The sequence below is a fragment of the Sphingopyxis sp. YF1 genome, from assembly GCF_022701295.1.
GTDB lineage: Bacteria > Pseudomonadota > Alphaproteobacteria > Sphingomonadales > Sphingomonadaceae > Sphingopyxis.
Genome location: NZ_CP033204.1, coordinates 3,714,681 through 3,735,488, shown reverse-complemented (window position 1 = coordinate 3,735,488; position 20,808 = coordinate 3,714,681). Strand labels below are relative to the sequence as shown.

The window sequence follows — 20,808 nt, the reverse complement described above, 5'->3', positions numbered from 1 at the left end:
ACGAAGCCCTGTGGCGGTGGGGGATGGGCGATGAATCTGAAAATCATGCTGGCGACGGCGCTTTTGCCGGTTGCCGTACTCACCGGGACTCAGGCGCAGGCCAAGGTCGTCGACCAGGGGGCACTCGGTTTCACCGTCGCGCATACTGCGCAGGTCGCCGCGACCCCCGAGGATGTCTGGAAAATGCTCCGCATGCCCCAGAAATGGTGGTCGAAAGCGCACAGCTGGTCGGGCGACGCAGCCAATTTCTGGCTCGATTCGCAGGCGGGGGGCTGCTTTTGCGAAAAGCTGCCCGACACCGGCAAGGGGCTCGGCAGCGTCCAGCATGCGCGCATCCTTTTTGCCAAACCCAATGAAATCCTGCGCCTGTCGGGCGCCTTCGGCCCGCTGCAGGGCGAGGCGCTGACCGGCACGCTGACGATCCAGATCAAGGAGACGCCGACCGGCGCGGCGATCCGCTTCGACTATGTCGTCGGCGGCTATATGCGCTTCAAGATCGACGAGATCGCGCCCGCGGTCGATACGGTGATCGGCGAACAGCTCGTCGGTCTCACCGCTGCGCTCGGTGGTGCGCTGCCGCCCAGCCGTGCCGAAAAGGCGGCGGCAGAGGAAGCCGGCGAGGCCGCGCTCCCCGCGAAGAAGGCTCCAAAGAAGGCCGAACCCGAAAAAAACGATCCCGAAAAGGCCGAACCGAGCCTCGACGACGCGATGGCTGACCTGCTCGCCGACCCGCCGGCCGCCGCCGAAGGCGACAAGGAGGACGACGCGACCGCGCCGCCCGAAGCGTCGCCGGGGCTGTCTGTCCTCGATTGAACGGCAGGCGACGCACGCCTGACGGAGCTTAGCCGCCTTTTTTCCCCTTGAGCGCCGCGAGCGCGGCGAACGGACCCGCCTGTTCTTCGCTCAGCACGCCCTTTTCGGCGAGGATGCGGTCGGCGTCGGGGTGGCGCGGATAGGGATCGAGCGCGAGCGACAGCGTCTGCACCGCAACTTCGCCGACATCGACGCGGTCGTGTTCGAGCGGCAGCGTGTCGATCTCCTCCTCGCCGAGCTCGATCTCGTCTTCGGGCTCGACCGGGCCGATGTCGCGCAGATAGCGAAGGTCGAAGGCTTCGCTGACCGCTGCCGCGACCGGCAGGTCGGTTGCCGCGCACGGCTGAACCAGCGCGGCGCGCACCGTGCCGCGCACGCCCATCCCGCCCGCGACCGCGCGGACCTCGACGTCGGTCTCGAACATGTCGAGCGACACAAGGCCGAGCCGGCGTGCGATCGCCGCGCGCGCCGCGGGGTCGGCGACGAGCGCGAGACTGCGCCCCTGCGCTGCTTCGGCGAGCGTCACGACGTGCGAAAATTCGGGGAGCGTCATCATGCGTGGTCCACGGGCAACCGGTCAGCCGCGACGAGGTCGGCGACGGGCATCGCCGTGAGTGCACGGCGCAGCGCGCCAATTTCGGCCACGACATGATCCAGATGCGCATCGGCGGGGGCCTTGCCGCGCCACAGGTTGCGCACCAGCGCCTCGCGCAGCTCCTCCGATCCGTCGGGTGCGCGATAGGCGCCGAGCCGTCCGCCGAGCGCGCCGACCATCCGGCCGATCTGCTTGCCGACGACCATGTCGCCGAACCCGATCTGGCGCATCTGGCCGTCCATGTCGCTCACGAACAATTCGGTGAACTGGACGCCGGCCAGCGCCTGCGCCGGATCCTCGTCGATGCGGTGAAGCACCAGCGCCATCACCAGGCTGACCATGTCGAACCGGCCGTCGAGCGTGTCGGGAACCCCGCCCTCGACGTACCAGTGCGGCCGGCGGGCGGCGGCGATCACCGCGTCCCACAGCGGGCGCATGGCCTCGCGCGGGTCGGGGCCGGGCTTGAAAAATTTGCGAAGCGAAATCATCCGCACCGCTTAGGCCGTTTCGGGACGCGACGAAAGGGGGCGCCGGTCAGGCTCCAGCAAGCTTTGCCGCGCCACAAGCGGCTTGTGCGTCGCGCCCGCTTGGCGCTAAGAGGCGCGGGCGAAAGAAGCGCAGTCGCGGGGGCGAGCGGCACAGACGCGCAACGGAGACCATTGATGCCGCATATCACGACCCATTTGTCCGGACCGCGCGCGCGCCTCCTGCTCGTCGGCCTCGCGCTGGCGCTCGGCACCAGCGGCTGCACCCAGCTCAAGGGACGCCAGGGCTATGTCGCCGACCCGGTGCTCACCGACGCGATCACCCCCGGCGTCGACAACCGCGAATCGGTGGAAAAGACGCTCGGACGCCCGACCTTCGTCGGCCAGTTCAGCAACAATGAATATTATTATTTGTCGCGCGAAACGCGCGCGCTCGCCTTTGCCAATCCGCGCGCGGTCAACCAGCAGGTGCTGCGCGTCCGGTTCGACGCCGCGGGGAACGTCGCTGCGGTCGACCGCACCGGGATCGAGCTGGTGAGCCGGCTCAATCCCGAAGGCGACAAGACCCCGACGCTTGGCCGCGAGCGCAGCTTCTTCGAGGATATCTTCGGCAATATCGGCGCCGTGGGTGCGCCCGGCATGGGCGGCGGCGGCGGCCCGGGGAGCCAGTAGCAGCGGGTCCCAACTGCGACCGGACTACGCCGCACCGGCCCGCTCCCCGCCTGGCTCTTCTGATCGGCATGCCCGGTCGAAGGCCAGGACGGGGAGGCGGGCCGGCGCCGTTTCGGGCACCGGCTGCTTGGCGCGCTCGGAGTGTTTTCAAATCAGCCGGACTCACCCGACGACCTGAAAACCCGCACTCTAGCCCGCGATTCCGCCCGCCGCGAGCACCGCGAGCGTCACCAGGTCCGATGCCGGCGACGCCATCGTCGCGACCTGCACCGGCTGTTCCATCCCGATCAGCATCGGCCCGATCACCGCGCTGCCACCGAGTTCGCGCAGCAGCTTCGCCGACAGATTGCCCGACTGCAGCCCCGGCATGACCAGCACGTTCGCCGGACCCGACAGGCGGCAGAAGGGGTAATTCTTCATCAGCTTCTCGTTGAGCGCGACGTCGGGCGCCATCTCGCCTTCATATTCGAAGCCCGGCTGGCGCCGGTCGAGGATCGACACCGCGTCGCGGATATTGTCGAGCCACGATCCCGGCGGGTTGCCGAAGGTCGAATAGGAGAGGAAGGCGACGCGCGGTTCGTGCCCCATGCGTCGCGCGACCTGTGCGGTGCGTTCGGCGATATCGGCGAGCTGCTCGGCGGTCGGGCGTTCGTTGACCGTCGTGTCGGCCATGAAGATCGTGTGGTGCTGGCCGACCAGCACGTGGATGCCGAACGCGGTCTTGCCCTCGGCGGGGTCAATCACGCGCCGCACCTCGCGCATCGTCTGCGAATAGGTGCGTGTGACGCCGGTGATCATCGCGTCGCCCAACCCCAGCTTGAGCAGTAGCGAGCCGAAGATGTTGCGGTCGCGGTTGACCATGCGCTCGATGTCGCGGCGCAGATAACCGCGCCGCTGGAGCCGCTCGTACAGCATGTCGACCATCTGCGGCACATGCGGCGAATTGACGCTGTTGTGGACCTCGAAGCTTTCGGCGTCGGCGACGCCCATCGCACGCAGCTTGTCGTGAAGCCCCTCGCGCCCGACGAGCACGGGAATGCCGTAGCCGCCGTCGCGGAACTGGATCGCCGCGCGCAGCACGACTTCCTCTTCGCCTTCGGCGAAGACGACACGCTTCGGATTGGCGCGTGCCGCCTCATAGGCCAGCGTCAGCACCGACGTCGTCGGGTTCAGCCGCGCGCGCAGCCGGTTGCGATATTCGCCGAGGTCTTCGATCGGCCGCTGGGCGACGCCGGTGTCCATCGCTGCCTTGGCGACTGCGGTCGGAACGATCTCCATCAGCCGCGGATCGAAGGGGGAGGGGATGATATATTCGGGACCAAAGCTCGACGCGCGCCCGCCATAGGCCGCCGCGACCTCCTCGGGCACCTGCTGGCGTGCCAGGTCGGCGATGGCGTAAGCGGCGGCGATCTTCATCTCTTCGTTGATCGCGGTCGCGCGCACGTCGAGCGCGCCGCGGAAGATGAAGGGGAAGCAGAGCACGTTGTTGACCTGGTTCGGATAGTCCGAGCGCCCGGTCGCGATGATCGCGTCGGGCCGCGCCGCGCGGGCATCCGGCGGCGAGATTTCGGGATCCGGGTTCGCCATCGCAAAGATGATCGGCGCCGCCGCCATGTCCTTGACCATCTCGGGCTTGAGCGCACCCGCGGCCGACAGGCCCAGGAAAACGTCGGCGCCGACCAGCGCCTCGGTCAGGTTGCGCGCTTCGGTCGGCACCGCATGCGCCGACTTCCACTGGTCCATGCCTTCGGTGCGGCCCTGATAGATGGTGCCCTTGCGGTCGCACATGATGACATTTTCATGTTTGACGCCCATCGCCTTGATCAGCGCGGTGCAGGCGATCGCCGCCGCACCGGCGCCGTTGACGACGACCTTGACCGTCGCAAGGTCACGCCCGGTCAGGTGACAGGCGTTGATCAGGCCCGCGGCGGTGATGATCGCGGTGCCATGCTGGTCGTCATGGAACACCGGGATGTTCATCTTTTCCTTGAGCGCCGCCTCGATGATGAAGCAGTTGGGCGCCGCGATATCCTCGAGGTTGATCCCGCCGAAGCTCGGTTCGAGCAGTTCGACCGCCTCGATGAAGGCCTGCGGGTCTTCGGTCGCGACCTCGAGGTCGATCGAATCGACGTCGGCGAAACGCTTGAACAGCACCGCCTTGCCTTCCATCACCGGCTTCGAGGCGAGCGCGCCGAGGTTGCCGAGCCCGAGGATCGCGGTGCCGTTCGAGATGACGGCGACCAGATTGCCCTTGGCGGTATAATCATAGGCCTTGGCGGGATCTTCGGCGATCGCGTTCACCGGGACGGCGACGCCGGGCGAATAGGCGAGGGACAGGTCGCGCTGCGTCGCCATCGGCTTTGACGCGATGATCTCGATTTTTCCCGGGCGCCCATGTTCATGGTAGAGCAGGGCTTCGCGATCGGAGAATTGCACCTTGCTGCCGCTGTCCATTTTTATCCCCTTGGTTCGAATTTTCCAGACGCGCGCCCAGAAGGGTTCCCTAGCGTCACGCGAGGCAATTGTAACCGCCAATGTGCGAGACGCCCGCGCCGGCGCCGTGTGCAGCAAAGCATTGACCCTGCATTAACCAATATCGGGCATGACCGGTCGATGATCTTGACCTGGGTGGCGCAATGAAATTCGATCCGATCAATCCGGCGACTCCGATGCTCGACCAGTCGGTCGCGGGCGACTGCGGCGAACTGGCCGTCGGTTGCAGCGAGGCAGCGGGCCGCATCCGGCGCTCGACCGACCAGATGGAGCGGCAGATTGCCGAACTCGGGCGGCTCGAGGAATATGTCGTCGGGCTCGAGGCCGACCAGCGCCAGATCGCCGATTCGACCGACGAAGCGAAGCTGCTGTCGGCGCGCGCCTGCGAACAGCTCGACACCGGTGCCGAACGCGTCAACGCGGCGGTCGCCGAATTCCGGTCGGTGATCGACCTGATCGCGCGACTCGGCGCGCACGTCACCAATTTCGCCGCGGTGATGGAACAGGTGCAGCAGGTCAGCCAGTCGATCGAATCGATCGCCAAGACGACCAACATGCTCGCCTTGAACGCCGCGATCGAGGCCGAGCGCGCAGGCGATGCGGGGCGCACCTTCGCGGTCGTCGCTGCCGAGGTAAAGAAGCTGGCGCAGAACACGCGCAGCGCCACCGACGAAATCCGCCGCAGCATCGGAAGCCTCGCGACCGAGGCCAGCGGGCTCGTCACCGAAATCCAGTCGGGGGTCGAACAGTCGAGCCGCGCCGAGGCGCAGTTCGAGACGATCACCGAGGCGCTGCACGATGCGACGCACCTCGTCGCGCTGCTCGACGACCAGAGCGACCGCATCGCCCAGTCGAGCGCGATGGTGCACGCCAATGGTGCGAAGGTGCGCGGGGCGCTCGACCGCGTCGTCGGCTCGGTGCGCGACAACAGCGCGACGCTCGACGGCACGCGCGATTCGATCCTCAAGATGGAGCATGTGTCGAACCGCATGTTCAACGCGGTGATCTCGGCCGGGGTGTCGCCGCGCGATTCGGCGGTGGTCGCGCTCGCTGCCAGCGTGCGTGACGAATTCGTCGCCATCGCCGAACGCGCCGTCGCCGACGGCGCACTCTCGATGGACCAGCTTTTCGACACGCAATATGTCCGGGTGCCGGGCTCGAACCCCGAACGCTTTCGCACCAGCCTGTGCGACTGGGCCGACGCGCACTGGCGTCCGCTGTTCGACCGCATCGTTGCCAACCATCCCGAGGTGAAGATGTCGTCCGCGGGCGACATGAACGGCTTCCTGCCGACCCATATCACCGATTGTTCGCGCGCCCCGACGGGCGATGTTGTCCATGACACCGCGCATTGCCGCAACGGCCGCATCCTGTTCGACGACACCGACAGGGCGGCGAAGAAAAGCGACGCGCCCTTCTTCATGGCGGTCTATCGCCAGGAAGGCGACGGCACCAATTATGTCACCGTGCGCAACGTCTATATGCCGGTCGTGATCGGTGGTCGCCGCTGGGGCGATGTCGAGGTCGCCTACCAGCTTTGATCGCCGGTTGGTCGGCTTGTCTTCGCCCCGCGCGCCGCATAGCGTCGCCGGCGAGGAGGGTGTGCCGGTGCAATGGGTTGAATCGGAAAGAACGGCCCCGCCGCGTCTGGCAGCCGCGGCGCGCCTGGCGCAGGAGGCAATGCGGCTTCGGCCCGACAGCGGTCCCGCGCGCGCCGCCGCGGCCGCGATCGCTTTCCGCAGGCGTGATTTTGCTGCGGCGATTGCCGGGTTCGAATCGCTCGCTTCCCATCGGGGCGGCGCCGCGCCCGACTGGGCGATGCTCAGCGAAAGCTATTTGCGGGTCGGCGACCCCGGGGCGGCGCTGGCGGCCTGTGATCGCGGCCGCGCGGCGGGTTGCGACGGTGCCGCGCTGGCGATCTGTCGCGGCAAGGCGCTGGCGGCGCTGGGCCGGCCGGGCGAAGCGCGCGCGGCCTTCGTCGATGCGATCGATCGCGGCGACGACCGGTTTCGGGGACTTTTCAATCTGCTCGCGCCGCTCGCGCGGCTCGCCGATGGCGGGCCGCTGCTGGCCGCCTGCGATGCGCTGCCGTCGCTGCTAGCGCACGGCACCGTCGCGCGCGCCAATCGCGCGATCGCCCTGTCGCGGCTGGGCCGCGAGGACGAGGCGCGCGCGCTCGTCGACCTTGACCGGCATATCGTGCAGGTGCCGATCGCCGAACAGGCGTCGGACGGCGATGCGGCGGCCTTCAACGCGCAGCTTGCGGCAGAGGCGCTCGCGCTCGCCGGATCGGGCGTGGCCGATGCCGAAACGCGCATCGTCTACGATCCCGATACGCGCGCCGCGCCCGCGATGACGCGGCTGCTGGATCGGGTCCGCGCGGCGATGGAGGCGTATCTGGCAGAGGCGCCGGCGCTTGGCCTCGACCAATGCCTGCCGCCGCCGCCCGCCCGGGCGCGCCTCTTCTGCGGGGTGACGGTGCTGCGCGGGGCAGGGCACAACGGCCTGCACATTCACCCGTTCGGGCATGTGTCGAGCGTCTATCACGTCAACTGCCCCGACACGGTGGCACGCGCCGCCGATGGGCGCGGCGCGCTGTCGATCGGGGCGTGTGCGGCCTATACCGGGGGCTATGCGCCGTGCTGGGGCGAACGGCGGCTGGCGCCGCGGCCGGGCTGGCTCACGCTCTTTCCGTCGCATTTCTTCCACGACGTCATCCCGTCGCGCGACCGCGCGGCGCGGATCTCGATCCCGGTCGATCTGGAACCCGTGGCCTGACTCAGCCGCCCTGGCGGCGCGCCATGAACGCCAGCTTTTCGAACAGCATCACGTCCTGCTCATTCTTGAGCAGTGCGCCGTGGAGCGGCGGGATCGCCTTGCCGACGTCGCGGTTCTGCAGCACTTCGATCGGCATGTCCTCGGCGAGCAGCAGCTTGAGCCAGTCGATCAGCTCGCTGGTCGAAGGTTTCTTCTTCAGGCCCGGCACGTCGCGCACTTCGTAGAAGATATCCATCGCGCGGCTGACCAGCGTCTTCTGGATGCCCGGGAAATGGACCTCGACGATCGACGCCATCGTGTCGCGGTCGGGGAACTTGATATAGTGAAAGAAACAGCGGCGCAGGAAGGCGTCGGGCAGTTCCTTTTCATTGTTCGAGGTGATGACGACGATCGGGCGTTCCTTCGCCGTGATCGTCTCGTCGGTCTCATAGACATGGAACGCCATGCGATCGAGTTCCTGGAGCAGGTCGTTCGGGAACTCGATATCGGCCTTGTCGATCTCGTCGATCAGCAGGACGGGAAGCTTGGGCGAGGTGAAGGCCTCCCACAATTTGCCCTTGCGGATATAATTGCGGATGTCGTGGACGCGTTCTTCGCCGAGCTGGCCGTCGCGCAGCCGCGCGACCGCGTCATATTCGTACAGGCCCTGCTGCGCCTTGGTGGTCGACTTGATGTTCCAGGTGATCAGCGGCGCGTCGAAGGCTTGCGCGATCTGTTCGGCCAGTACCGTCTTGCCGGTGCCGGGTTCGCCCTTCACCAGCAGTGGGCGGCGCAGCAGCGTCGCGGCGTTGACCGCGACCTTCAGGTCGTCGGTCGCAATATAGGCGCTGGTTCCTTCAAAGCGCATGGCAGCTTCGCCTTTCCCTTAACGTGAACGTCAATCTGGGAAAGGGCATAGCGAGGGCCGGGGGGCGGCGCAAGCGCGCCTGACGATGCGTCAGCTGTGCGCCCGGCTCGCTGCGCGCGCGTCGAGAAGGTCCCACAAGCCGCTGTGCTGCGTGATCAATTGCTGCGCGCCGAACAGCATCGCGCGCTCGGCGGCGGGGGTGTCGGCGACCGTCGCGGCCAGGCGTGCGGTCTCGCGCAGGTCGGGCAGCGTGCAGCGCGGCGGTGCCATGTCGAGCCGTTGCGCGCTGATGTCGAGCAGGACGCGGATCGTGCGCCAGTCGAGCGTCAGCGCGATCGCCGCGCCGACCGCGCAGCCGCGGCGATCCGATTCGGCAAGCATGTCGAGCGCCTTGCGCTGCGCCGCAACCGCGGCCTCGCACTGGTCCTGGCCCTGCGTGCTCGGCACGGGGCCGACCGCGGCGGTGATCTTTGACAGAAAGGCGCGTTCTTCGGCAAAGGCCTGCGCCGCCTCGTCCATCCAGTCGCGCGACACGGGATCGACCGCCTTGCGCGCGGCGCTGTCGATGACGCCCGGATGGCGGCCGTGCAGCAGGCAGAGAAAATGAACCGCGTCGGCGAGGTTGCGCATCGCTTCGGCGCCGTTCGACAGCGCCCCCGAACGGACGTGGCGATGCGCGCCGGTGCCCTCGCCCGCGACCAGCGCGTCGAGCATTTCGGCGACGCTGCGCGTCGGTTGCTGGAACTGGGGCGACTGGCTCAACGCTTCTTCCTTGCCTGTGGGCGGCCCGTTCGGTCCGGCCTTGCGTCGAGCCATAGAGCAACGTCGTAAACAGCGCGTTTATGAGGGGCGCGCCAATCGACGAGCCGTTGTCTCGCAGCGAGACAGGCGGTGCGATCGGCGGGCAGGCGACCGGCAAGCGGGGCTTGCCGGTCGCTGTTGCGGCACGGCGGGCGCCGTGCGGCCGGAGCGGGCGGGCGCGAGGGAGAGGGCAGCCCGCCCGGATCCGGGAGCGATCAGGCGGCGAGCGCGAGCGGCGCCTCGGGCATTTGGGCGTCGACGGCTACGGGCGCCGGTTCGGCCGCGGCGGCGCGGCGGTCGGGGAAGATCAGCCGCGACGCGAGTACGACCAGGCCGAGTCCGAAATAGGCGGCGAAGCTCTGCACCGGGAAGAAGAAGAGCGGCGCGATGAAGGCCAGCCGCAACCAAAGCGGGTTGAAGCCGAAGTCCTGGCCCACGGCCTCGCAGATCCCGAAAAAGGTGTCGCGGCGGCGGAAGAGATTGGTGGTTTCCTGCTGCATTGTCTCAGTCTTTCCTGTGGTCCGCGAGCGTCGCCCCGCGGTCATGCCCGACACAAAGCAATGGGCATGCCAATTATGTTTTGACCCGAATTTCGGGGGTTTTCGGACAGGGCCAGATGCGGTTTTCGCCATTCTGACCGGATTCTTTCCCATCGAGCGGGAATATGCGCCAATTACTGGTCGGCACCTGAATGCCCGCTGAAGCGATTCGGGCGCCAACCTGGCGCTATCTGGCGAGGAAATATGAAGATTTTAAGAGTGCGCGGCAAATTTTGTGCGCCGCAGCAAGTTTTTAGGCGTCGCGCGCGCGCGCCAGCCGCCGGTTGTTGCGCTCGATACGCAGATATTGTGTGAACGTCGGGGTGGTGAAGTGCCGTCCGGCCTGTTGCGGCACCGCCACCGCTGCGTGCGCATCCCAGTCGGCGAGCAGTGCGGCAAAGGCCTCGGGCAGTTCCTCGCGCACCCTGTCGTTGGTGCGCCGGATCGTGTCGGCAAGCCGTGGCTGAAAATCGATGTCGACCGCGCGCTTGTAGAGCACCGCGCCGGTGTCGATCCCCTTGTCGATGCGGTGGATCGTGTAGCCCGTCTGGGTGCGGCCGAAATAGATGGGCCAGATCACGCTCTGCGCGCCCGGATATTCGGGGAGCAGTTCCCCGTGGAAATTGATGAAGCCTTCGCGCGGCACGGTGAAGACGCGCGACGCGATATAGGAATTGCCGACCGAAATGCCGAGGTCGGGGGCATGTCGCTTCAGCGCCGCGACCGTCTCGTCGCAATTGACGCGCGGCACGGTCACGATCGGGATGCCGTGCGCCTTTGCCACCTCGCGCGCGTCGGTGCGCATGTCGTGGCCGAACCATTTCCGAATGCGGATGCCGTTGAGCGCGCCGAGCAGCCCGATCTTCCAGACCTTTTTGAGCATCTTGGTCCGGCTGCGTTTCGCGACGATCGTTTCGGACACGATCAGGCAGGCGATCTCGACCTCGGGAACGCGGGTCAGCCGGTCGAGTACCACGCCCGATCCGCCGACCGGGCCGCTCGTCATCAGGGCGACGCGCAGCGTCATGCCTCGCGAAACCCCCGTGCCCACACCATCAGTTCGCGCAGCGGCCAGTGGAATTCGACCTGGTGGCGCGGAATGTCCATCACGTCGGTCGTGCCCGGCCGGACGACGCCGCGGACGGCGCTGAAATTGCTCGTAAAGCCCGCCGCGGCGATCGCCGCACGACCGCGATGATCGATGTCGGTCGCGGTGCCATAGGGCCAGGCGAAACTGTCGCAGGGCCGGCCGACATGACCCTCGATGATCGCCTTGGCGCCCGCGATCTCGTCAGCAAGGCGCGCGGGCTCGCCGGAGATATTGGACAGCCGCGCATGCGTGCGCGTGTGGCACCCGATCTCGCCGATGCCCCCCGCGGCCGCCTTCGCCTGCGGCCAGTCGAGCGTGCGCACGCGCGCGCGATAGGCGGGCATATGCGCGAAATAGCTGTTCAGCGTCTTGGGATCGGCGTCGATCAGGTCGGTCGCAACGAACATCGTATAGGGGACGCGCTCGTCCTCCATCACCGGCCCGCCATCCTCATAGACGCTCGCGAAGCCGTCGTCGAAGCTCAGGTGGAAAAAGCGCCCGTCGCTCGGCCTGCCGTCGGCGATGATCGCGCGCAGCGTCGGCGTGTCGACGAACTCGCCTTCCTGTTTTGCCGCGCGCAGGAAGGCGCGAAAGGTCGGCACCGTGTCGGCAAAGACGGCATGGGCATAGAGGCAGCGGACGAAGGGGGCCGCGGCCGGGCGCTGCCGCATCGCCTCGATCCGGATCCGCGCTGCGCGCGCTGCGCCGCGGATCCGCGCCCGCCACCCGGCGACGGGGGCCCAGGCTTCGGCGGCGGTTTCGGCAAAGCGCAAATCGTCCTGCATCGCGACGCCAATGGCAAATCCGCGCTGCTGGCACAAAGCTTTTGTCGCCCGGGCGTCGAATCGCGAAACCGCGCCGCATGCCAAAATACTGGCGCCTGTCGCCGGTCCCTGCCAGAAAGCGGGCATGGACCATCTGCTTCACCTTCCCAAACGCGCCGTCGCGCTCGGCCTCGCCTGGTTCGCGCTCGCCGCGGCATCGCCCGCACCGTCCACCGCCGAACGGATCGCCGATCTGCTCGACGCGGGCAAGCCGATCGAGGCTTTTTCGCTGGCGCAGGCCAAGGCCGGTGAGGGCGATCCCGAAGGGCAGTTCGCGTTCGGCTGGTTCTACGACAGCGGCGAGCATCTGACCGCCGACAAGGCGAAGGCAGTCGCCAGCTACCGGCAATGCGCCGATGCCGGGCTCAGCCAGTGCCAGTGGCGGCTGGGCGTGATGCTCGACACCGGCGAGGGACTTGCCGAGGACCCGGTCGCCGCCTTCGACCTTTTGTCGAAGGCGGCGGCGCAGGGCAATGTCCAGGCGAAGGTCGACCTTGCGGTGATGCACGCCACCGGGCGCGGGACGCCGCTCGACTATGCCAAGGCGAACAGTTTGTACGAAGCCGCCGCCGCTGCCGGCGAAGCGCGCGGCTTCTTCGGCGTCGGCTTGCTGTACCTCGACGGACAGGGGGTGCCGAGAGATGGCGAGACCGCCGCGGCGTGGTTCTCGGTCGCGACCGCGCTCGGCGATCCGTCGGCGAAGGCGATGACCGATCGGCTGCTCGCGGGGCAGAAGACCGATGTGCTCGATCGCATCGCCGAAAAGGCCAATGCCATCTACGCCCAGTATGTCGCGCCGCTGACCGCGGCGGCACCGGCCGCACCGCCTGCGCGCCCCGCCAGGACACCCTGACGCGCGCGGCGGGAACCGTGCGGCGCCGCAGCCGTTCTTTCGTCGATCAACGACGGAGGTTTTATGGCGGAAAGCAGGATATTCGACCGGCTGAAGGCCGATCACGACCGGCATCGCGATCTGCTTGATCGCATCGACGCGACGCAGGGCGACAGCGACGAACGCCGCTATCTGTTCGAAAATTTCCGCGTCGAGGTCACCGCGCATGCGGCATCGGAGGAGATGTCGCTCTACGCGACGATGCTCGCGCGGCCCGACCTGCGCGATGAGGCGCAGCACAGCGTGGCCGAGCACAAGGAAATAGAGGATCTGCTGACCGAGCTTTACGAGATGGATTTTGCGTCGACCGGCTGGCTGACGCGTTTCCGCACGATGAAGCACCGCTATCTCCACCATATCGACGAAGAGGAAGAAGAGATGTTCCCCCAGGCCGAGGACGGCCTGTCGGCGGCGAAAAAGAAGGAGATCGCAGCGATCTTCGAACAGCAAAAGCCAAAGGAAAAGGCCAAGGCCGCTGACGAGGCGCCGTCGAGTGAAGGCGCGCGCGAGTAAGGAACGCGCCGACCGGTCCGGCCTTCGTCTCGTAGCGGCCGTTTCGTCTGCTGCCCGGCCTTGCCTTGGCGCCGTCAGCGTCTAATCAGGGGCCGATGTCCGCTTCCGTCGCTCTCTCCGCCGCAAAACCCTCGTCCCCCGCCGCGACGCCCATGATGGCGCAATATTGGTCGCTCAAGGAAAAGGCGGGCGACTGCATGCTTTTTTACCGCATGGGCGACTTTTTCGAGCTGTTCTTCGACGACGCGAAAGCGGCGGCAGCGACGCTCGACATCGCGCTCACCTCGCGCGGCGAACATGACGGGCAGCCGGTGCCGATGTGCGGGGTGCCCGTACATTCGGCCGAATCCTATCTCGCGCGGCTGATCCGGGCGGGGCACCGCGTCGCGATCGCCGAACAGGTCGAAACCCCCGCTGAAGCGAAGGCGCGCGGCGGATCGAAGGCGCTCGTCGCGCGCGATATCGTGCGCTTCGTCACCGCGGGCACGCTGACCGAAGAGGCGCTGCTCGAAGGGCGCAGCGCCAATCGCCTCGCCGCGCTTGCCGAGGTCGGCAGCGAGGGACTGGTCGCGATCGCCGCGGCCGATATTTCGACCGGACGCTTCGAGGTGGTCGCGGTCCCGCGCGAGGCGGTCGACGCCGAACTTGCGCGGCTGGCTCCGTCTGAACTGCTCGTCGGCGAAGGGGCCGAGACGCTTCCTGCCTGGGGCGGCGTGCGCCAGCTTGTCCGGCGCCCACAGGGCGATTTTGCGAGCGGGCCCGGGCAAAGGCGGCTTGAGGCGCTCTTCGGGGTCCAGACGCTCGACGGCTTCGGGCAATTCTCGCGCGGCGAACTCGCCGCGATGGGGGCGGTCGCCGCCTATCTCGATCATGTCGGAACCGGCGGGACGGTTTTCCTTCAGCCGCCGGTGCGCCATCTGGCTTCGGGGCGGATGGCGATCGACGCCGCGACGCGCGAAAGCCTCGAACTCGTCCGCACCATGGCGGGTGCGCGCGACGGCAGCCTGCTCGGTACGATCGACCGCACGGTGACCGCGGCGGGCGCGCGGCTGCTCGCCGACGATCTCGCCAGCCCGCTTACCGACCGGGACGCGATCCTTGATCGGCTCGACCTCGTCGACGCCCTTGCGCGCGATGCGCTGTGGCGCGGCGACCTGCGCGCGACCCTGCGCGCGCTGCCCGACGCCGGGCGGGCGCTCGGACGGCTCGTCGCTGGCCGCGGCGGACCGCGCGATCTCGCGCAGCTTCGCGATGCGCTCGCGGGCGCGCGGATGTTGCGCGAACGGCTCGGTCGCCGCCCCGACCTGCCGCCGCTGCTCGCGCGCCTGCTGCCGGGACTCGACGGTCACGGCGCGCTCGTCGACGAACTGACGCGCGCGCTCATCGAAACGCCGCCGGTCGACGCCGCGCAGGGCGGCTATGTCGCCGAGGGTTACGACCATGCGCTCGATGCGCTGCGCGAAACCGCGCGCGACGGGCGCAAGGCGATTGCCGCCCTGGAAGCCGACTATCGCGACCGTACCGGCATCGCCTCGCTCAAGATTCGCCACAATGGTGTGCTCGGCTATCATGTCGAGGTGCCCGCGAAGCATGCCGACGCGTTGATGGCGCCAGAATCGGGCTTCACCCACCGCCAGACCCTCGCGGGCGTCGTGCGCTTCAATTCCTCTGACCTCCACGACGCCGCGAGCCGGGTGACGCAGGCGGGCGTCCACGCGATCGCTGCCGAGGCCGCGCATCTTGAGGCGCTTACCGCCGCCGCTGTCGCGCGGCGCGAGGCGATCGCCGCTTCGTGTGACGTGCTCGCGCGGCTCGACGTCGCCGCTGCGCTCGCCGACCATGCGATGAGCCACAATTGGTGCCGCCCCGATCTTGTCGACGGCCCCTGTCTTGACGTGACCGGCGGCCGTCATCCGGTGGTCGAGGCGGCGCTGGCAAAATCGGGCGAACGCTTCGTGCCGAACGATGTTGCGCTGTCGCAGGCTGACCGGCTCTGGCTGGTCACGGGTCCGAACATGGGCGGTAAATCGACCTTCCTGCGCCAGAATGCGCTGATCGTCGTGCTCGCGCAGGCGGGCGGCTTCGTGCCCGCCTCGGCGGTGAAGCTCGGGCTTGTCGACCGCCTCTTCAGCCGTGTCGGCGCATCCGACAATCTCGCGCGCGGGCGCTCGACCTTCATGGTTGAAATGGTCGAAACCGCTGCGATCCTCGCGCAGGCCACCCCGAACAGCTTCGTCATCCTCGACGAGGTCGGGCGCGGCACCTCGACATACGACGGTCTCGCGCTCGCCTGGGCGGTGGTCGAGGCGGTGCACGAGGTGAACCAGTGCCGCTGCCTCTTCGCGACGCACTATCATGAACTCACGCGCCTCGCCGAAAGCCTGGGCGCGCTTTCGCTCCACCATGTCCGCGCGCGCGAGTGGCAGGGCGATCTGGTGCTCCTTCACGAACTGGCCGACGGTCCCGCCGACCGCAGCTACGGCCTCGCCGTCGCGCGTCTCGCGGGCGTGTCGCCCAAGGTGGTCAAGCGCGCCGAAGCGGTGCTCGCCAAGCTCGAGGCCGGACGCGAAAAGACCGGCGGGCTCGCGGCGGGGCTCGACGACCTGCCGCTCTTCGCCGCGACGCTCGCCGCCGAACCCGAGGCGGCGAAGGACGCGCTGCGCGAGACACTCGCAGGCATCGACCCCGACGCGCTGACCCCGCGCGAGGCGCTCGACGCGCTCTACCGCCTCAAGCAGGTCGAGGCCGGGGCATGAGCGAACTCTTCGCCGGATTGGACGACCGGCGCGCGATCATCGATCGCCGCGCGCTCGCCGACCGGCTGGAAGGCGTCGCCGCCGGCACCAGCGACAGCGGCCAGCGGCGCCGCGCGATGGTCGACTTGCTCAAGGGGGCGCTTGACGATGGCCGCGCCGAAATCACGCGCCGCCTGCTCGCGCATCCCTCGTCGGGACTCGTCGCGGCGCAGGCGACCGCCTTCCTGATCGACCAGATCGTGCGCCTCAGCCACGATTTCACCGTCGAACATCTCTATCCCGCGAGCAATCGCTCGGCGGGCGAGCGCATCACGCTGATCGCGGTCGGGGGCTACGGCCGGGGCGAAATGGCGCCGCACAGCGACATCGACATCGGCTTCCTCACCCCGTTCAAGCAGACGAGCTGGACCGAACAGGTGATCGAGGCGCAGCTCTACACGCTCTGGGATCTCGGGCTGAAGGTCGGTCACAGCTCGCGCTCGCTCGACGAGATGATCCGCGCCGCGAAGGACGATCTCACCAGCCGCACTGCATTGCTCGAAGCGCGCTTCGTCTGGGGCGACCGGACGCTCTACGACCAGGCTTCGGCGCGCTTCGACGCCGAAGTGGTCGCGGGCAATGCCCGCGCCTTCGTCGCCGAAAAACTCGCCGAACGCGACGACCGGCACAAACGGATGGGCGATTCGCGCTACGTCGTCGAACCCAATGTGAAGGAGGGCAAGGGTGGGCTGCGCGATCTCCACACGCTCTTCTGGATCGGCAAGTTCATCCACCGCGTGCGTACCGTCCCCGAACTGGTCGATGCGGGGCTGCTCACCGCGCGCGAACTCCGTCAGTTCGCGCGCGCCGAGAATTTCCTGCTCGCGGTGCGCTGCCACCTCCACACGCTCGCGGGCCGCGCCGAGGACCGGCTGACCTTCGACTTCCAGCCCGAGATCGCGCGCCGCATGCATTTTGCCGAGCGCCCGGGCAAGAGTGCGGTCGAGCGCTTCATGCAGCTCTATTTTCTGCATGCCAAAAGCGTCGGCGACCTGACCGGCACCTTCCTCGCGCATCTCGACGAGCAGATGGCAGCGCGCGGTCGCCGCTTCCTGCCGACCCTGCGCCGCCGCCCGGGCAAGCTCCACGGTTTCGTCCTCGACCGCGGCCGGCTCGCACTGCCGTCGGACGATTATTTCCGCGAGGATCCGGTGCGCCTGATCGAAATCTTCGCGCTCGCCGACAAGCACGGGCTCGAAATCCATCCGCAGGCGATGCGCCAGGCGCGCCACGATGCCAAGCTGATCGATGCGCGCGGGGTACGGCGCATCGCGCGCGCCAACGCGCTGTTCCTCGACGTGCTGACCTCGCCTCGCGATCCCGAAACGGTGCTGCGCTGGATGAACGAAGCCGGGGTGTTCGGCCGCTTCGTGCCCGACTTCGGCCGCGTCGTCGCGCAGATGCAGTTCGACATGTACCATCATTATACCGTCGACGAGCATACGATCCGCGCGATCGGGCTGCTCGCCGACATCGAGCAGAACCGGCTCGAGGGCGACCATCCGCTGTCGACCGCGATCATGGACCAGATCCATTCGCGGCGCGTCATCTATTGCGCGGTGCTGCTCCACGACATCGCCAAGGGGCGCGGCGGCGACCACAGCGTGCTCGGCGCCGAACTCGCGCTGCGCGTCTGCCCGCGTCTCGGGCTGACCGAGGCCGAGACCGAGACCGTCTCCTGGCTCGTCCGCCACCACCTGCTGATGTCGGCGACCGCGTTCAAGCGCGACCTCGCCGACTTCAAGACGATCCTCGACTTCGCGCAGGTCGTGCAAAGCCCCGAACGCCTGCGCCTGCTCCTCGTGCTCACCGTCGTCGACATCCGCGCGGTCGGCCCGGGCGTCTGGAACAGCTGGAAACGGCAATTGCTCACCGAATTGTTCGACGCCGCCGAAGAGGTGCTGCGCCTCGGCCACAAGCAGAAGGGGCGCGAGGCGCGGATCGCAAGCAAGAAGGAAATGGTCGCGGCGCAGTTCGGCTTCGACGACAAGACCTTCGACAAGCTCGCGAAGCGCCTCCCCGAAAGCTACTGGATCGCCGAGCCGGTCGAGGTGATCGCGGCGAACCTGTTCCATATGCGGCAGGCCGGCACTGCGCCGCTCCACATCGCCGCGGTGCCCGACGACGATCGCGGCGCGACGCTGGTGATGGTGCTCGCCGCCGATCACCCCGGGCTCTTCTATCGCATCGCGGGCGGCATCCACCTCGCCGGCGGCAACATCATCGACGCGCGCATCCACACGACGCGCGACGGCCTCGCGCTCGACAATTTTCTCGTCCAGGACCCGCTCGGGCGTCCGTTCGACGAGGCAGGGCAGATCGGCCGGCTCACCCGCGCGATCGAGGATGCGCTCGCCAACAGGCAGAAACTGCTTCCCAAGCTCGAGGCACGCGCTCTCCCGCGCACCCGCGCCGAAGCCTTTCGCATCGCCCCCAGCGTCTTCATCGACAACAAGGCTTCCAATCGCTTCACCGTGATCGAGGTCAACGCGCAGGATCGCCCGGCGCTGCTCAACCAGCTCGCCTATGCGCTCTTCCAGTCGAAGGTGACGGTGCACAGTGCACACGTCGCGACCTATGGCGAGCGCGCGGTCGACACTTTCTACGTCACCGACCTGATCGGCGACAAGATCGACAGCGCGGCGCGGGTGAAGGGGCTGGAGAAACGCCTGCTCGAAGCCGCGGGGAGCCGGAGCGAGGAAGCGGTGGCGGCCTAGGGTGTTTTCAAGTCAGGCGGACTCGCCTGACGACCCGGAAAGCACGGCAAGACAAGATTCCTGGAGCGCGTCGCCCGGCTATGCGGGTTTCGGCTTGCGCGTTTGCGCAACCTCCACACGGTCGCGTCCGAGCGCTTTCGCGCGCAGCAGCGCGGCGTCGGCGGTCGGGATCAGGCGGGCGAAGTCGCAATGATGCGGCGCCACCGCGACTCCGATCGAGACCGAGACGCTGCCCGGCCCCTCGCCCGCATGCCCCGGCTCGATCGCCGCGACGCGATCGCGAATCTCTTCCGCGCGCGCGCGCGCCTGTTCGGGCGACAGCGCCGGAAGCAGGATCAGGAATTCTTCGCCGCCATAGCGAAAGGCTAGCTCGGGTTCGCGCGTGACGGTCGCCAGCACCCGCCCGACCGCGCGCAGCACCGCGTCGCCGGCTTCGTGGCCGTGCACGTCGTTGAAGCGCTTGAAATGATCGACGTCGATCATCAGGCAGCCCAGCCGTTCGCCCTCGCGCTCGGCCTGCGCGACCTGCATCTCGAGCATGTGGCCGAGGTGGCGGCGATTGGCGAGGCCGGTGAGCGGGTCGGCCATCGCCATCTCGCGCAGCGAATCGCGCAGCTGCAAATTGGCGATCGCCAGCCCGATATTCTCGGCGAGCATGTCGAAATAGATCAGCTGCGCGACGCTCAGCTTCGTCTCGCCCGCGGGCATTTCGAAATAGAGCAGCCCCAGCGTCTCGCGCTGCGCCATCAGCGGCAGGCACAGCGTATCGATCGGCTGGCCGGCGTCCCACGCGATATGATCGCAGGGCACGTCGACCGTGTCGCCCGCGGGGCGATGGCGCAGGCCGCGCCGCAGCGCCCAGCAGGATATCGCCGAAAATTGCGCGCTCGAATGCACCGGCCCCAGCCAGCTGCACGCCTCGACCACCAGATTGCTCCGCTTGTCGAGCAGATAGAGCCGTCCCGGTAGCCCGGGCGCGATTTCGGGGATGAAGCGCCCGATGACCTCCTTCAGGTCGTGCAGCGTGTCGCTCCCCTGCATGCGCTGCGTCATGCGCGACAGCAGGTCGCGCATCGTGCGGTCGGCGTCGCGCTCGCCTTCCAGCCGCTGGCGCTCGAGACCGTTTTCGCGAAAGATGCGGATCGCCTGTGCCATGTCGCCGATCTCGTCGATATGGTCGACCGCGGGCGGTTCGGCGGCGAAATCCTGCACCGCCAGCCGGTTGACGACGTCGCTCAGCTTGACGACGGGGTGGAGCACGCGTCGCTTGAAGACGAAATAGAGCACGCACAGGACGAGCAGCGCGGTCAGCGCCAGCGCGATCTCGGAAATTCGCTTCCACAGGATCGAAACCTCGGTCGCGTCCGCAACCCGCGCGGCGATGCGGTTGTCGAGCTGATCCTGGAAGCGCTGAACCTCCAGTTCGGTGCGGTCGAGCTGCCGTTCATATTCGGCACCGAACAGGATCTGGCGTGCGGTCGCGGAATCGCCCGCGGCCTGCGCCGCCAGCGCGGTTTCCTGCTCGTCGTGCAGCGTGTCGGCGATCGCGACGGCCTTTTTGAGCGCGCCGAGCTCGCTCGCCGAAGCGCCCGCGTCGCCGATGTGCCGGATGCGGTTCTCGACCGTCGCCAGCGCCGCGGCTTCGCTGCGATAGGCGGCAAGATACACGGGGTCGCCGGTGTTGACATATTGCCGCGCGCGATCGCTCAACCGATAGATTTCGGTACCCAGCGCCGCGGTCGCCTGGTCGAGCCGGTATCGCTGCTCGACCGCGGCGCGCTCGCGCTCCTGTGCGTTCGATGCAAGGATCATCGTCGTGCTCGACACGATCGTCAGCACGACGGTCGCGCCATAGGCCCAGTTGGTAATCGTCGCCAAGCGCATCGCCGATCCCCTAGCAGGTTGGTCGTCGGAGCGAAGTCGACGCCCGCCGAAGCCGGCCCGAAGCATCTGT

17 protein-coding genes are annotated in these 20,808 nt (G+C 67.8%); 8 read left to right on the top strand and 9 right to left on the bottom strand.

Annotation, left to right across the window (positions count from 1 at the left end; translation table 11 throughout):
- Positions 1 to 30 precede the first annotated feature (30 nt).
- Entirely contained in the window at positions 31 to 813 is a 783-nt protein-coding gene (locus tag EAO27_RS17970; RefSeq protein ID WP_242772850.1) for a hypothetical protein, read from the top strand.
- Between the two features lie 28 nt (positions 814 to 841).
- On the opposite strand, the gene EAO27_RS17965 is transcribed toward EAO27_RS17970, so the two are convergent.
- Positions 842 to 1,369: a DUF177 domain-containing protein gene (locus EAO27_RS17965; RefSeq protein ID WP_242772847.1), complete on the bottom strand. Its 528-nt coding sequence runs from the start codon at positions 1,367 to 1,369 to the stop codon at positions 842 to 844.
- The gene (locus tag EAO27_RS17960) at positions 1,366 to 1,896 is read right to left on the bottom strand and encodes a ubiquinol-cytochrome C chaperone family protein (protein ID WP_242772844.1); all 531 of its coding nucleotides are present in this window, start codon (positions 1,894 to 1,896) and stop codon (positions 1,366 to 1,368) included. The genes EAO27_RS17965 and EAO27_RS17960 overlap by 4 nt, the downstream gene beginning before the upstream one ends.
- 174 nt (positions 1,897 to 2,070) lie before the next feature.
- Between EAO27_RS17960 and bamE the strand changes: the two genes are divergently transcribed.
- A complete protein-coding gene (bamE, locus tag EAO27_RS17955) occupies positions 2,071 to 2,565 on the top strand; it encodes an outer membrane protein assembly factor BamE (protein WP_242772841.1) in 495 nt (164 codons plus the stop codon).
- A 189-nt stretch (positions 2,566 to 2,754) separates the two neighbouring features.
- Here the strand turns inward: bamE and EAO27_RS17950 are convergent, their stop codons facing one another.
- Complete coding sequence (locus EAO27_RS17950; RefSeq protein ID WP_242772837.1) at positions 2,755 to 5,019, bottom strand: NADP-dependent malic enzyme; 2,265 nt, start codon at positions 5,017 to 5,019, stop codon at positions 2,755 to 2,757.
- Positions 5,020 to 5,201: 182 nt separating this feature from the next.
- On the opposite strand from EAO27_RS17950, the gene EAO27_RS17945 reads away from it, so the two are divergent.
- Together EAO27_RS17945 and EAO27_RS17940 are read left to right on the top strand one after the other, a co-directional pair.
- Entirely contained in the window at positions 5,202 to 6,599 is a 1,398-nt protein-coding gene (locus EAO27_RS17945) for a methyl-accepting chemotaxis protein (RefSeq protein ID WP_242772834.1), read from the top strand.
- A gap of 139 nt (positions 6,600 to 6,738) precedes the next feature.
- Positions 6,739 to 7,836 carry a putative 2OG-Fe(II) oxygenase gene (locus EAO27_RS17940; RefSeq protein WP_242772829.1) on the top strand — a complete coding sequence of 366 codons (1,098 nt, stop codon included), beginning with the start codon at positions 6,739 to 6,741 and terminating at the stop codon, positions 7,834 to 7,836.
- A 1-nt stretch (position 7,837) separates the two neighbouring features.
- Here the strand turns inward: EAO27_RS17940 and EAO27_RS17935 are convergent, their stop codons facing one another.
- From EAO27_RS17935 to EAO27_RS17915, 5 genes are all read right to left on the bottom strand, one after another.
- On the bottom strand, positions 7,838 to 8,683 hold the full coding sequence (locus EAO27_RS17935; protein ID WP_242772816.1) for a MoxR family ATPase: 846 nt from the start codon (positions 8,681 to 8,683) through the stop codon (positions 7,838 to 7,840).
- 90 nt (positions 8,684 to 8,773) lie between these two features.
- A complete protein-coding gene (locus tag EAO27_RS17930; protein ID WP_242772813.1) occupies positions 8,774 to 9,445 on the bottom strand; it encodes a hypothetical protein in 672 nt (223 codons plus the stop codon).
- A 254-nt stretch (positions 9,446 to 9,699) separates the two neighbouring features.
- A complete protein-coding gene (locus tag EAO27_RS17925; protein ID WP_242772810.1) occupies positions 9,700 to 9,984 on the bottom strand; it encodes a PspC domain-containing protein in 285 nt (94 codons plus the stop codon).
- A gap of 292 nt (positions 9,985 to 10,276) precedes the next feature.
- Positions 10,277 to 11,050 (bottom strand): formyltransferase family protein, encoded by a 774-nt coding sequence (locus EAO27_RS17920; RefSeq protein ID WP_242772807.1) that lies wholly within the window; start codon positions 11,048 to 11,050, stop codon positions 10,277 to 10,279.
- Entirely contained in the window at positions 11,047 to 11,898 is an 852-nt protein-coding gene (locus EAO27_RS17915; protein WP_242772803.1) for a polysaccharide deacetylase family protein, read from the bottom strand. Before EAO27_RS17915 ends, EAO27_RS17920 begins: the two co-directional genes overlap by 4 nt.
- Positions 11,899 to 12,022: 124 nt before the next feature.
- Between EAO27_RS17915 and EAO27_RS17910 the strand changes: the two genes are divergently transcribed.
- The 4 genes from EAO27_RS17910 to EAO27_RS17895 all read left to right on the top strand — a co-directional run bounded on the left by EAO27_RS17910 (position 12,023) and on the right by EAO27_RS17895 (position 18,854).
- Positions 12,023 to 12,790, top strand: a complete 768-nt coding sequence (locus tag EAO27_RS17910) for a tetratricopeptide repeat protein (RefSeq protein ID WP_242772800.1) — start codon at positions 12,023 to 12,025, stop codon at positions 12,788 to 12,790.
- Between the two features lie 63 nt (positions 12,791 to 12,853).
- Complete coding sequence (locus EAO27_RS17905) at positions 12,854 to 13,342, top strand: hemerythrin domain-containing protein (protein WP_242772797.1); 489 nt, start codon at positions 12,854 to 12,856, stop codon at positions 13,340 to 13,342.
- 95 nt (positions 13,343 to 13,437) lie between these two features.
- Positions 13,438 to 16,098, top strand: coding sequence for a DNA mismatch repair protein MutS (mutS, locus tag EAO27_RS17900; RefSeq protein ID WP_242772791.1), 2,661 nt, complete (start codon positions 13,438 to 13,440; stop codon positions 16,096 to 16,098).
- Positions 16,095 to 18,854 carry a [protein-PII] uridylyltransferase gene (locus EAO27_RS17895; protein WP_242772789.1) on the top strand — a complete coding sequence of 920 codons (2,760 nt, stop codon included), beginning with the start codon at positions 16,095 to 16,097 and terminating at the stop codon, positions 18,852 to 18,854. The genes mutS and EAO27_RS17895 overlap by 4 nt, the downstream gene beginning before the upstream one ends.
- Before the next feature lie 78 nt (positions 18,855 to 18,932).
- On the opposite strand, the gene EAO27_RS17890 is transcribed toward EAO27_RS17895, so the two are convergent.
- Positions 18,933 to 20,738, bottom strand: coding sequence for a diguanylate cyclase (locus tag EAO27_RS17890; protein WP_242772787.1), 1,806 nt, complete (start codon positions 20,736 to 20,738; stop codon positions 18,933 to 18,935).
- Between the last annotated feature and the right edge of the window lie 70 nt (positions 20,739 to 20,808).